Annotated in this window: 17 protein-coding genes; 8 read left to right on the top strand and 9 right to left on the bottom strand. The window is 70.9% G+C overall.

Going from position 1 to position 11,780, the window contains the following annotated elements; all coding sequences use genetic code 11:
* Positions 1-223: 223 nt before the first annotated feature.
* The 4 genes from IE332_RS40140 to IE332_RS40155 form a co-directional block, all read right to left on the bottom strand.
* A complete protein-coding gene (locus IE332_RS40140) occupies positions 224-601 on the bottom strand; it encodes an NPCBM/NEW2 domain-containing protein (protein WP_189926781.1) in 378 nt (125 codons plus the stop codon).
* 845 nt (positions 602-1,446) lie between these two features.
* The gene (locus IE332_RS40145; protein WP_189926783.1) at positions 1,447-1,881 is read right to left on the bottom strand and encodes a hypothetical protein; all 435 of its coding nucleotides are present in this window, start codon (positions 1,879-1,881) and stop codon (positions 1,447-1,449) included.
* Between the two features lie 265 nt (positions 1,882-2,146).
* A complete protein-coding gene (locus IE332_RS40150) occupies positions 2,147-2,422 on the bottom strand; it encodes a hypothetical protein (protein ID WP_189926785.1) in 276 nt (91 codons plus the stop codon).
* Positions 2,419-2,856 (bottom strand): ATP-binding protein, encoded by a 438-nt coding sequence (locus IE332_RS40155; protein ID WP_189926787.1) that lies wholly within the window; start codon positions 2,854-2,856, stop codon positions 2,419-2,421. The genes IE332_RS40150 and IE332_RS40155 overlap by 4 nt, the downstream gene beginning before the upstream one ends.
* A gap of 234 nt (positions 2,857-3,090) precedes the next feature.
* Here IE332_RS40155 and IE332_RS40160 point away from each other — a divergent pair, with 234 nt between their 5' ends.
* The 5 genes from IE332_RS40160 (at position 3,091) to IE332_RS40180 (ending at position 5,533) form a co-directional block, all read left to right on the top strand.
* Positions 3,091-3,945, top strand: coding sequence for a helix-turn-helix domain-containing protein (locus tag IE332_RS40160; RefSeq protein WP_189926789.1), 855 nt, complete (start codon positions 3,091-3,093; stop codon positions 3,943-3,945).
* Positions 3,946-3,974: 29 nt separating this feature from the next.
* Positions 3,975-4,184 (top strand): DUF397 domain-containing protein, encoded by a 210-nt coding sequence (locus IE332_RS40165; RefSeq protein WP_189926791.1) that lies wholly within the window; start codon positions 3,975-3,977, stop codon positions 4,182-4,184.
* 155 nt (positions 4,185-4,339) lie between these two features.
* Positions 4,340-4,630 carry a DUF397 domain-containing protein gene (locus tag IE332_RS40170; protein WP_308437668.1) on the top strand — a complete coding sequence of 97 codons (291 nt, stop codon included), beginning with the start codon at positions 4,340-4,342 and terminating at the stop codon, positions 4,628-4,630.
* 126 nt (positions 4,631-4,756) lie between these two features.
* The gene (locus IE332_RS40175; RefSeq protein ID WP_189926793.1) at positions 4,757-5,047 is read left to right on the top strand and encodes a DUF397 domain-containing protein; all 291 of its coding nucleotides are present in this window, start codon (positions 4,757-4,759) and stop codon (positions 5,045-5,047) included.
* Between the two features lie 156 nt (positions 5,048-5,203).
* Complete coding sequence (locus IE332_RS40180; RefSeq protein WP_189926795.1) at positions 5,204-5,533, top strand: DUF1330 domain-containing protein; 330 nt, start codon at positions 5,204-5,206, stop codon at positions 5,531-5,533.
* 11 nt (positions 5,534-5,544) lie between these two features.
* Here IE332_RS40180 and IE332_RS40185 read toward each other — a convergent pair whose 3' ends face one another.
* From IE332_RS40185 to IE332_RS40195, 3 genes are all read right to left on the bottom strand, one after another.
* Complete coding sequence (locus IE332_RS40185; RefSeq protein WP_189926797.1) at positions 5,545-6,501, bottom strand: NAD-dependent epimerase/dehydratase family protein; 957 nt, start codon at positions 6,499-6,501, stop codon at positions 5,545-5,547.
* A 64-nt stretch (positions 6,502-6,565) separates the two neighbouring features.
* A complete protein-coding gene (locus tag IE332_RS40190; RefSeq protein ID WP_189926800.1) occupies positions 6,566-6,832 on the bottom strand; it encodes a hypothetical protein in 267 nt (88 codons plus the stop codon).
* 3 nt (positions 6,833-6,835) lie between these two features.
* Positions 6,836-7,036: a hypothetical protein gene (locus tag IE332_RS40195; RefSeq protein ID WP_189926802.1), complete on the bottom strand. Its 201-nt coding sequence runs from the start codon at positions 7,034-7,036 to the stop codon at positions 6,836-6,838.
* 133 nt (positions 7,037-7,169) lie between these two features.
* On the opposite strand from IE332_RS40195, the gene IE332_RS40200 reads away from it, so the two are divergent.
* Together IE332_RS40200 and IE332_RS40205 are read left to right on the top strand one after the other, a co-directional pair.
* Complete coding sequence (locus tag IE332_RS40200; RefSeq protein ID WP_189926804.1) at positions 7,170-7,691, top strand: peptidylprolyl isomerase; 522 nt, start codon at positions 7,170-7,172, stop codon at positions 7,689-7,691.
* Positions 7,691-8,086 carry a hypothetical protein gene (locus tag IE332_RS40205; RefSeq protein ID WP_229929320.1) on the top strand — a complete coding sequence of 132 codons (396 nt, stop codon included), beginning with the start codon at positions 7,691-7,693 and terminating at the stop codon, positions 8,084-8,086. The genes IE332_RS40200 and IE332_RS40205 overlap by 1 nt, the downstream gene beginning before the upstream one ends.
* Before the next feature lie 59 nt (positions 8,087-8,145).
* On the opposite strand, the gene IE332_RS40210 is transcribed toward IE332_RS40205, so the two are convergent.
* On the bottom strand, positions 8,146-9,252 hold the full coding sequence (locus IE332_RS40210) for an RICIN domain-containing protein (protein ID WP_189926806.1): 1,107 nt from the start codon (positions 9,250-9,252) through the stop codon (positions 8,146-8,148).
* 47 nt (positions 9,253-9,299) lie between these two features.
* Entirely contained in the window at positions 9,300-10,469 is a 1,170-nt protein-coding gene (locus IE332_RS40215; protein ID WP_189926808.1) for an alpha/beta hydrolase, read from the bottom strand.
* A 268-nt stretch (positions 10,470-10,737) separates the two neighbouring features.
* Here IE332_RS40215 and IE332_RS40220 point away from each other — a divergent pair, with 268 nt between their 5' ends.
* Positions 10,738-11,721, top strand: a complete 984-nt coding sequence (locus IE332_RS40220; protein WP_189926809.1) for a transcriptional regulator — start codon at positions 10,738-10,740, stop codon at positions 11,719-11,721.
* Positions 11,722-11,780 lie beyond the last annotated feature (59 nt).

Genomic DNA, 11,780 nt, shown 5'->3' on the forward strand with positions numbered 1-11,780 from the left:
GTTCGCTGAACGGTCACCGTGACCGTTCGGCGAACGGAACTGCTGGGGTGCGTGGGACGCGCGGGGCGGCCTTCGGGGAGACCTTCACCCGGAGTCGGCGAACGCGGTCGGTGAACCGACTCAGCCTTGATCGTTCTCAACTTGCCCAGCAGCAACCTGGCTCTCGACCCACCTGGTGCCAGGCTACCGACCCCGCAGAGTCCGAGGGCTCAGAAACAGGCACTCAGGGGGCCTTGATGACGACGGGATCGATCCACGCACCGACGTTGTTCAGGCCGAAGGCGTAGCAGTAGTTGGAGGCAAGGGTGATGCGGAAGACTCCCCGGACATCCAGGTCTACCGGTGTCGTCGAGCCGACCGCTACATCTCGTTCCAGTTTCCGGGTGCCGTCCAACTCGATGTACATCTGCACGGTCTTGCCAGAGGAGGAGCTGTCGGCCAGACCGTATGACACGGTCAGGCGGGTGTACTGGCGGTCCAGTTGCCAGGTTGAGGTGGCACAGGTGCTGGAGAGCACGGTGGGGTAGAGCGTGCCGTTGACGCTTTGCGGTCCGCGGTCGTATTTGCCGCGGTGGTTGTCGACGGGCTGCAGGTCGTCCACGAGGGAGACCCGCTCCGGTGCGGTGGGTGCCGTCTGGCCGCTGTCGCTCGGAGCCGGGGCAGCGAGGGAGGTGGAGGAGCTGGTCGGGGTTGCGGTCACGGTCACCGTCGCAGTGGCCCGTACGGTCTCGGTGACCGTCCTGGCGGTGGGTGAGTTCACCACTGCGGGAAGCCCGAAGAAGCCAAGGAGGAGGCCAGCGAGGGCAGTGCCGGCGGAGACGAGCGCCGCTATCTCACCGAGACGGCGGCTGGGCGCGGGAGCGGCTCCGCTCCCGGCATCTGGCGGCGGGCCCTGAGGAATACGGGGAACTCCGCCTGGTGGCGGTTCAGCAGTCACTGACGGCTCCTTCGAACGGCGTCGCCGCAGGAGGCTTTAGCTCCCCTGCTCCGACTGACGGACGGGCAGAGGTGATACTCACCGATCTTGCCCCCGCACAACAGAGGGCCTACCAGTGCGGGCAATCGGGTGACCTCCCGGGCCGGGGCGGAGTTGCTCTGGGAGCGAGTGCCTGATTCTGAAACCCAGAAGCCGCAGGTCAGTCTGCCGGTGTCCGAAACACGAAGTTCGTGGACGCGTTCGCCAAACGGCCACCGTGACTGTCCGGCGAACGGAACCGCCTGGGCAAGTGGGACGTGCTGGGCCTGTTCTCCATGGAGAACAGGCCCGGGAGCCAGCGAGTCGGTCGGCGGACCCACTCCGTCTTGATCGTTCTCAAGGTGATGGCCACCAACTCGGCCCAGAACCCACCTTGGAAACAAGCTTCCGAAGCCGCGGCCTCTGGCCTTCAGAAGCACGTACTGAGTGCCGCATCGCCCCGAACCTATGACCGTGCGTCCCAGCCCGGCTCAGCCGACGTACACGGAGGGCGAGAATGCCTTGTAGTAGCCCCCGTCGACCCACAGTTCGATCTGGCCTTGAACGTAGCCGTTGTATGTGTACGTCACCAGCGGCCCGTTGCAGCGCCGGTTGGAGAAGGGGGTCGACGGAAACCCGCAGTCGGTCCCTTTGCCGTAGTACGTCCCACCGGAGTTGATGAACACGTCGGAGCGGGTGAAGGTGTTGTTGCCGTTGCTCGTCACGTAGGCAAACGCATAGTAGAAGGCGGTAGCGCCGGGAGCAGTCGAGATGCAGGCCTGCGCGTACACACTGCCCCCCGGGACCACCTGGGTGGTCGGCCCGCAGTAGTAGTCGGCGGCGCTGGCCGGGGTCGCCACCGCGACTCCGCCCAGCAGGAGGCCTGCGGTGAGTGCCAGGGCTGAAAGCTTCTTTCGACCGTTCATGATCTCCCCTTCACGACTACGGCATCGTCGGCACCTATCGGCCGGAACGTCTTCGGCGGCGGGCATTGCGGCGCCCGCGCCTAGGTGGGACAGCCCTCCGAGGACTTCGACCTATGGTCGTCTATCGGTGCACCAGCGAACAGTGCTCTTGCAAAAGCCCGAGCTGCAGGCCACGAAGGCGCGCGAAGCTGAACGGTCACGGTGACCGTTCAGCGAACGTCCAAGAGCGGGCTGACCTGAGGCTTCTGGGTTCAGAAACAGGTAATCAGGGCTGGTGGGTGGTGATGGTGATCGGGTGGGCGGTCCAGTCGGTCATGCCGCCGACGTAGAGGGTGGTGCTCCAACTGCCGCCCCGGGCGAGGCAGCGGGCGACGCCCTGGCCGCCGCCGGGGCCGATGCAGATCCGGATGAAGTCCCGGTGGGCCTCCCGGATGGGGAGTCCGCGCACCCGCTCCCAGAGAACGGGCAGGGCGTGGTCGAGGCCGGGGAAGAGGGCGGGCGCCATGATGCCGGTGATCTCGGCCCGGACGACGGTCGTCACGCGGCGGACTCCTCGGGGCTGACGTGGCACCAGACGAACTTGCCGATGCCGCCCTCGCGCGGGCAGCAGCCCCAGCTGCGGGCCAACTCGTGGACGAGGAGCAGGCCCCGGCCGGTCTCGGCGCAGACGGGCGCGTCGCGGAGCACGGGCTTCTCGCTGTCGGCGTCGTGCACCTCGATGCGGAGGGTGCCGTCCGGGGCGAGGTGGAAGCGGACGTGGATCAGGCGGTCGCGCGGGGCGCGGGCGTGCTGGACGGCGTTGGTGACCAGCTCGCTGACGAGCAACTCGCCGGTCGGGACGAGGAGTTCGCCGACGGGGAAGGGGGAGAGGAAGTCGCGGAGCCGCTGCCGGGCGAGGCTGGGGGAGGTTCGGCTACGGGGCAGCCGGCAGGTGGATTCGGTGGGGGCGGGGGAGGGGGAGTCGGTTTCAGACATGGCGGAGCCACCTCCGGAGTGTGCGGGGTGAAGACGGCCGAGGAAGGCATGGGAATGCCCGGGTGATGAGCCCGCCATGATCACTCTGTGTGGCAGTGCTCACTACTCCAGGTAGCATGCACCGGTGTTGGTGCAACCTGCAAGCGATGCTTCTGCAACGATGCAGATATGGCTACGCTGGATTGACGAATCGTCACAAGGCAGACTGGGTTCGTCAGGTGAGAGGACTTGCGCATGGCCGATGAACCGAAGCCGACCGTCCGTGCCCGCCGACTCGGATCGGAGCTTCGCCGCCTCCGCGAAGCCGTGAACAAGGGGACGGAGGATGCGGCGCAGGCCCTTGCCTGTTCCCGCGCCAAGATCAGCCGCATAGAGACCGGCGCGTCCGGCGTTCGCCGACTGGACCTCGGGATCCTGCTGGACCTCTACGGGGTCACCGGAAGGGACCGCAGTGCTCTTGAGGAGCTGGCGAGAAACAGTAAGAAGCGCGGATGGTGGCACGACTACGGCGACACGATCCCTCCGGCCTATGCCGATTTCCTGGGCCTCGAAGGGGATGCCCGATACATTCGCACGTGGCAATCCGTCGTCGTGCCGGGCCTGTTGCAGACAGAGGGCTACGCCCGTGCAGTGCTGGAGGCCAATCCAGCGGCTGTCCGTCCGGAGCGTATCGATCAACTGGTCGAGATCCGGATGGAACGGAAGGACGTTCTCTCCAGGCCCGACCCGGCCAGATTCTGGGCGATCATCTGGGAGCCTGCCCTCAGGTGCCTCGTCGGCGGAAGAGGCGTCCAACGAGCACAGCTGGATCACCTGGCCGACGTCGCTCAGCTGCCGAACGTGACCTTGCAGGTTGTTCCCTTGGAGGTCGGCGCGACCGCCGGAGCTTGCGGCGCCTTCGTGATGTTCGGGTTCGCTGACTCGCCGAACCCCGGGGCGGTCTTCCTGGAGACGTTGACGAGCAGCCACTACATGGAGCAACAGGCGGAGCTGGACGGCTATGGTCTGGTATTCGAGTACCTTCGGTCGTCGGCCCTGAACCCTGCGAAGTCGCTGGATATGATCTCGGCAATCGCGGCGGAGATGTGAGCATGGGACCAGACAGGGGTGTGGGCGCAATGACCGTACCGGAGACGGCTGTTCGGCACTGGTACAAGAGCAGCTACAGCGCTCAGGCGAACGATTGTGTGGAGACCGGCCGGTCGGTGCCGGGTGGGATGGCTGTCCGGGACTCGAAGGATCCGAGTGGTCCGACCCTTCGGTTCACCGCGGAGGCTTGGGATGCCTTCGTCGGCGGCGTGAAGGCCGGCGAGCTCTCGGACGGGTAGACGGGTCTCGGCGGGGAACGTTCGGGTGCGGCGGTAGCTGTGCCGCCGTCGGCTATCGGAGGGTGGGCATGCTCGCATCGGACTTCGGCAACGTTCTGTGACACAGGAGCAGTTACAGCGGGCAGGGCGGCAACTGCGTCGAGATCGCCGGCTGCGTGCCGGTCCCCGGCCCGGGGATCAACTGGCGGAAGTCCTCCTACTCCGGCGCGCAGAGCAACTGCGTCGAGGTGGCCGGCCTTATGCCTGTCCATGGCTCCGGGCTCGATTGGCACAAGTCGTCCCACTCCGGCGCGCAGAGCGAATGCGTGGAGATGGCCAGTGGTGTGAGTGGTGCCGTGCCGGTACGGGATTCGAAGGATCCGGACGGGCCGGTCCTGCTGTTCCCCGCCGACGCGTGGACATCGTTCCTCGTGGGGGTCAAGGGCGGGGAGTTTCCGGCCGGCTGAAGCGCACCCGGTTGCCCCGCACGGGCTGTGGCCGTGCGGGGCTTCCACGCCTGCCAATCCCGGGGGCAGGACCACGGTGACCAGTTCCAAGCGCGCCCGCTCACTTCGGTCGAAGAGGGGAGAGAGATGCTCGCATCAGATTTCGGCAACGTTCTGTGGCGTAAGAGCAGCTACAGCGGGCAGGGGGGCGATTGCATCGAAGCGGCGGAGCTTCCGCCGGTGGTCGCTGGCGGTGAGTGGCAGAAGAGCAGCTACAGCGCTCAGGCGAACGAGTGCGTGGAGGTCCGGCAGTCGGTGTTGAGCGGGATAGCTGTCCGGGACTCGAAGGATCCGGACGGGTCGGCCCTGCTGTTCCCCGCCGATGCTTGGGCCTCGTTCCTCGCCGGGGTCAAGGGTGGGGATTTTCCGGCGGGCTGAAGCAACGGGGGTGCCCCGCACGGCTGTGGCCGTGCGGGGCTTCTGCGGTCTCGTACGTAGCCCCTACTTATGCGTGACGGATTCGGCCGCCGTCGGCCCCGCCCTACTGTCGGGGATGTCAGCAGGAGCGCCCACGAACCCCCAGGAGCAGCAGCCATGACCGCCTACGCCATCGCCCAGGTCCACTCGGTGGAGTTCGGGCCCGACATCGTCGAGTACCTGGAGCGGATCGACGCCACGCTCGACCCCTTCGGCGGGCGCTTCATCGTCCACGGCGGTGCGTACGAGACGGTGGAGGGGCGCTGGGGGACGGGCGGGACGATCGTCATCGCGTTCCCCGACTTCGAGCGGGCCCGGGCCTGGTGGGACTCGCCCGCGTACCAGGAGATCCTGCCGCTGCGCACCCGGCACATGGTCGCGGACATCATCCTGATCGACGGTGTGCCGGGTGACGGCTATCGCGGGGCGGACTCGCTCAAGTACTGAGGCCGAGGCCGTCAGGCGCCCAACCGGTCGCGCCACCACGCCACCGTGGCCTTGACCTGCTCGTCCAGCGGGGTCGCGCGGACCGTGAACGCGGTCTCGTACGCCGTGGCGTCCACGACGAACGGCTGGTCGAACTGGTAGCGGGTTTCGCGCAGTTCGCGCAGCAGGGGGGAGAAGAGGCCGGCCGCGCCGAGCAGGACGGGGGACAGGCGGCGCACCGTCACCGGGGTGGTGCCGGCCTCGGCGGCGAGGTGGCCGACCATGGTGCGCACCGAGGCGGCGGGGGCGGTGGGGACGTGCCAGGCCCGGCCCCAGGCGCGCTCGTCGCCCGCGACCTCGGCCAACGCCCGTGCCACGTCCGGCAGGTAGGTCCAGCTGTGCGGGGCGTCCGGGTCGCCGAGGGTGGCGACGGGGCGGCCCTTGAGGAGGTTGGGCATGACGCGGGCGGACAGGTGGCCGCTGTCGGTGACGCCCGGGCCGAAGAAGTCGGAGGCGCGTACCTCCACGGCCCGGATCCGCCCGGCCTCGTGCAGGGCTCGGGCTTGCTCCCAGGCCGCCGCGCGGACGCGGCCCTTGGGGCCGGTCGCGGCGAGCGGCAGGTCCTCGGTCAGCGGGCGGCTGGGGTCGGCCTGCGGCCCGTAGCCGTACAGGTTGCCGAGCATGACCAGGACTGCGCCGCTGTCCTCGGCGGCCGCGCACAGGGCGGAGGCCAGGGCCGGCCAGCGGTCGGCCCACTGGGGCAGCGGCGGTGCGGCGCAGCCGTGGATGGCGGCGGCGCCCTGGGCGGCCCGGGCGAGTGCGGCGGGGTCGCTCGCGTCGAGGGCGAGGTGGTCGACGCCTTCGACGCTCTGCTGTCCGGCGGGACCCCCGGTGCGGGTGACGACCCGTACCTGGTGGCCCTGTTCGGCCAGCAGGCGGGCGGTGGCGGCCCCGGCGGGCCCGTGTCCGACGACGAGATGGAAGCTCACCGGCCCCACCCTATCCAGGCCGCGGCCGGGGGAACGCGGGGGTGGTGGGGCCGCGGACGGGGCGTCAGTCGCCGGGGTCGGCGAACCGGCGCTCCATCCGCTCGCGCCACCGGGCCGCGTTGCTGCCGTCCAGCTGCCCGGCGAAGGCGCGCCGGGCCGCCTCGACCAGGGCCGGCGGCACGTCGGGGCGGGCCATCTCGATGGCCCACAGCGCCTCGTCGGTGTCCGTGTCCAGGCCCAGGCAGCTCGGCACGCCCCGCCCGGCCAGGGTGCCGGCCAGCACCGACTCGAAGACGGCCCGCAGCTGTTCCGGATCCTTCGGTTCCCACATGTCTCAGTCACCGCCGCCGCTGTCGCCCGAGTTCTTGCGACGGTCGCGCCGGTACCTGCGCAGGGCCTCGCCGCTGCGGACCGTGAGGGCCGCGACCACGCGGGTCCAGGCCGGGCCGCCGCGGTCGGCCCACACCACGCAGGCGCATCCGGCGACGACCAGCGCCAGCAATCCGATCAGCACCGCGCCGATCACCGCGGTCACCCGCCCTTCGTCCGTACGTCAGGTTCCACGTGGGGATCCTTCCACCCGGTTCGGCCGCGAACCCCGGGTCTGTGCCAGGATGCCGTAGCCGATCTTCCTGGTCACCGCACCAGCCGCACCCGAGGAGTCACCCGTGGCCACTGCCCGGTTCGCCACCCTGCACACCACGGCGGGCCCGATCCGCCTGGAGCTGTTCCCGTTCCACGCGCCGAAGACGGTCCGCAACTTCGTCGAACTCGCCGAGGGCACCCGGGAGTACACCGACCCGCGCACCGGTGAGCCGGGCAGCGGCCCGTACTACGACGGCACGGTCTTCCACCGGGTGATCGCGGGCTTCATGATCCAGGGCGGCGACCCGACCGGCACCGGTACCGGCGGGCCTGGCTACGCCTTCGCGGACGAGTTCCACCCGGAGCTGTTCTTCACCAAGCCGTACCTGCTCGCGATGGCCAACTCCGGCCCGGGCACCAACGGTTCGCAGTTCTTCGTCACGGTGGGCACGCCCGCGCACCTCAACCGCAAGCACACCATCTTCGGCCAGGTCGCCGACGCGGCCTCCAAGGCCGTGGTGGACGCGATCGCCACCGCCCCCACCGAGGACGACCGCCCGGTGACGGACGTGGTGGTCGAGTCCGTCGAGATCACCTGGTCCTGATGGCGATGACCCCCGACCCGGCGCAGAGCTTCCCGCAGCACCCGATCCGCGGGGTGCAGGCCCGCTACGTCCGCCAGAGCGGCTGCCCCTGCGACGTGGCGATCGTCACCGTGGACTTCGAGCCGTGGGAGGAGGGCGTGCACCTGGAGGTGGCGCCGGACGCCACGGTGCGCGGCGACTCCGACCCGAGGTACCTGGCGCTGTTCCACGCGGCGCTGGCCGAGGGAGTGCGCGAGGAGCTGGCCGAGCGGGTGCCGGGACGGGCGGTGGCGCTGGCGGTGGTGGTGCACTTCACCCTCGTGCACGAGATCGACTCGCGTGAGCACTCCTTCCGGGTGGCCGGACGTCTGGCCGCGCGCGAGGCCCTGGCCCGGGAGGGCGGCGCCACGCCGTAGCGGGGACGCGGACGGCCGCCGCCCGTAGCGCGGGCGGCGGCCGTGGAGAGCAGGATGCGTCAGGCGCAGGTGGTGAACGTCGGGCTGGTGTTGGCGATGTAGAGGGTCGGCCCGGCGTTGGGGTCGGAGGTCACCGGGATGGTGATGGTGTCGTCGGCGGTCCACGGGATGCCGTGGGCGTCGAACGTCCAGGAGCCGGTCACCTTGCGGGCGACCTCGGCGAGCGTCACCCAGCCGTACTGCTGCGGCGGGACGGTGACGGTGACGGCGTTGTTGACGGTGCGCGAGCCGTTCCAGACGTTGGTGAAGGTGATGGAGGTACCGACCTTCACTCCGAACACGTTCGGGGTGCCGGCGGAGATGTCGCTGCCCAGCGTGCTGCCGAGGGTGCTCGACCAGCCGCTCATGTCGGTCACCGCGAAGTTCTGCTGGACGGTCCCGCTGGTGTTGTTGAACCAGACCGCGGAGGTGCAGATCCGGGGCAGCGGTGCGGCCGGGCCCTCGCTCTGGACGGCCCAGGAGCAGGTGGAGGCGTCCTTCTGGCACTGCTTGGCGGCGTGGTCGACGGCCAGGGTGCGGGCGGCCTGCGGGAAGCCGGTGGCCCACTGCTGGTTGGCGGTGCCGTTGCAGGCGTACTGGTCGGTCCAGGCGTCGTCGTACTGGGCGCCGTTGAGGAGGTCCAGGCAGGTGTTGTCGCCCGCGTGGCGGATGAAGAACGCGTCGCCGCCGCTGGGGGCGGGCTGCAGGAACCAGCGCTGGCTGGCCTGCCCGGCGCAGGTCTGCTGGCGCAGGACCGGGACGAACCAGGAGGCCAGGTCGATGCACTTGCCGGTGTCGTTGTTGACGATGGTGAAGGTGTAGTCGGAGGTGTCGACGTTCAGCCGCCAGGACTGGTGGTAGCCGGGCGCGGAGTTGGTGACGACGTAGACGCCGTCGCCGGTGTTGCCGTTCTGGACGTCGAGCTGGCGGCCGTTGCCGAGCGACTTGATGGTCAGGCACTGCTGCGGGGTCGCGCACGCGGCGGCCGGAGCGGCGGCGGGCGCCGGGGCCGGGGCGGCGTGGGCGGGCGCGGCGGCCAGGCCCAGGGCGGCGCAACAGGTCACCAGGAAGGCCGCGAGCAGGCGCAGCCAGGGCGCCGTACGGCCGGAGGTCGTGGTGGTGGGCAAGGAGGGTGTCCTTTCAGCGGGAGGCGGGAAGGGAGAGGAGAAGGACGTCAGGGCGCGGCGGCGAAGGCCGCTTCCAGGCGCGGGACGTAGTCCACGAGGTCCTGCGCCCAGCAGCCCGCGGTGTGGCCGCCCTGGCAGTCGGCGCCCCAGCCGGTGCCGTCGCCGTAGTCGACGTAGTGGTACGGCAGTTGGAGGGCGTCCAGGCGGTCCTTGAGGCGCTTGGCGGTGCCCTCGGCCCAGAACTCCATGTCGGCGGGGTTGCCCTTGCCGTTGCCGGTGTAGACGGCGATGCCGGTGTGGGCGAGCGCGGCCGCCCGGGAGACCGGGTCGGCGGCGTTCCAGCGCCAGTCGGCGTTGAACACCGGGTACGGGGTGCCGAAGAGCGCGTCGCTGGAGACGGTGGGCCCGTAGTCGAAGCCGCAGGGGCGGCCGTCGCTGGGGCCGCACAGCACGGTGCCGGCGTTGGTCAGCATGGCGACGATCGCGCCGCGCAGGACCATCTGGTCGGCGGACAGGTCGTTGGCGCCGGACATGGTGAGGACCTGGCCGAACAGGTCGGGGCGGTCCTGGGCGTAGTGCAGGGCGCCGAAGCCGCCCATGGACAGGCCGCCGACGGCCCGGTGGGCGCGGTCGGTGCGGGTGCGCAGGTTGGCGTCGACGAACGGGAGGACCTGGGTGAGGTGGAAGGTCTCCCAGTTCTGCGCGCCGGCGGCGGTGCCCTGGTCGAGCCAGTCGGTGTACCAGCCGCGCAGGCCGCCGTCCGGGATGACGGTGATCATCGACTGGGCGGCGGTCAGGGCGGGGTAGGCGAGCGCCGGGTCGCTCGGGTTGTCCGAGGCGCCGTGCAGGAAGTACAGCACGGGGTAGCGCTTGTCCGGCTGCTGCGCGTAGTCGGCGGGCAGCAGGATCCGGATGGTGTGCTGCCCGGCGACCTTCGGCGTGGTGACGGTGATGACGAAGTTGGTGGCGGTGCCGGTGGCGGTGCCGACCTGGGTCAGCCCGAAGCCGTCGGCCAGCGGCGGCGGGCCGGGCGCGGGCTCGGCGTTTCGGGCGGTGGCGGTGGCGGTGGCGGTGGCGGGCGCGGGGACGGCGGCGGCCGCGGGCGCGGGGACGGCGGCGGCCGCGGGCGCGGCGAGCAGGAGCAGGCCGGCGGCCAGGGCGGCGACGGCCGTCCGGGCACGCCGCGGCCGGGCGGGCAGGAGCCGGGCTGGGGTCATGGTCGTCCTCGGCCTTCGACGGTCGGTGGGTCCGGGGGCCCGGTGGTGGCGGGCTCGCGTTCCGACAGGGCGTGCTGACGGGGCGTCCTGACGAACCGTCTCACACTGCGTGTCTGAACATCGACAACTTTCGTCACATCGACCGCCCCGGCGCCAGAGCCTCCGGCGACGCACCTGGGCCACTGGCGCATGTGGGCCACCCGCCCGGGTAGGCTCCTGCGGCCGCCCGACACACCCGGGCGCAGTCCACGATGACCGGGGGGATGTCGTGCACGACGTACTGGATCCGGACTCCGAACGCGGCCGCGTCTACCGCGGCCTGGTCGCCCGACCGCGGGCCCGGGTCGCCGACCTGGCGCACGGCGCCGGCCTGGACGAGGACACCGTGCTGGCCGTCCTGCGCGACCTCGCCGACGAGGGCGTCGCGGTCGCCTTCGACACCGCCGGCAGCGCCGACGACCGCGACCACGCCTGGGAGGCGCTGCCACCGGGCCGGGTCGTCGAGACGGTGCTGCAACGCGACGCGCTGCGCCAGGCCACCGCCCGCCGGGCCGGCGACGAACTCGAACGCCTCTACCGCTTCGCCCGGCGCGACGCCGGCAGCTACGGCGCGCTGGAGGTGGTCGAGGACCCCGCCGAGGTGCTCGCCGCCAGCCGCCGCCTGCAACTCGCGGCCCGCCACCAGGTACGGGTCATCGACGTGCCGCCGTACTCCGGCAGCCACGCCCACTACGCCGACCAGGAAGTGCTGCAGCGCCGACGGATGGCCGCCGGCGTCGTCTACCGGGCGATCTACCAGGGCTGCGCGTTCGAGGACCCGGTGGCCGGGCCGAACATGGCGCGCATGGTCGAGGCGGGGGAGCAGGCCCGCACCCTGGACGAGCCGCCGCTCAAGCTCGCCATCGGCGACGACGACCTCGCCATCGTCACCCTGCCCGCCGACGACCGCCCCGGCGTCGTCTCCCTGCTGATCCGGCCCTCCGGCCTGCTGAACGCCCTGACCGCCGTCTTCGAGACCCTGTGGCGCCTGGCGGTGCCCGCCACCGTCGTCGGCGTCGACCTGCGCATCGACGAACGCGACCGGCGCATCCTCACCCTGATGGCGGGCGGTTCCACCGACGACGCCATCGCCCGCCGGCTGGGCGTGGGCCGGCGGACCGTGGTGCGCCGCGTCTCCACGCTCCTCGCACACCTGGGCGCGACCACCCGGTTCCAGGCCGGGGTTCAGGCCGCTCGGCGGGGGTGGTTGTGAGGCGGGGGTGGTTCGGGGGGGTGGGGCTCTCGGGAGGGTGGGGGCGGGGGGGGGGGGGG

The organism is Kitasatospora xanthocidica (assembly GCF_014656195.1).
In the GTDB taxonomy this organism is placed as follows: domain Bacteria; phylum Actinomycetota; class Actinomycetes; order Streptomycetales; family Streptomycetaceae; genus Kitasatospora; species Kitasatospora xanthocidica.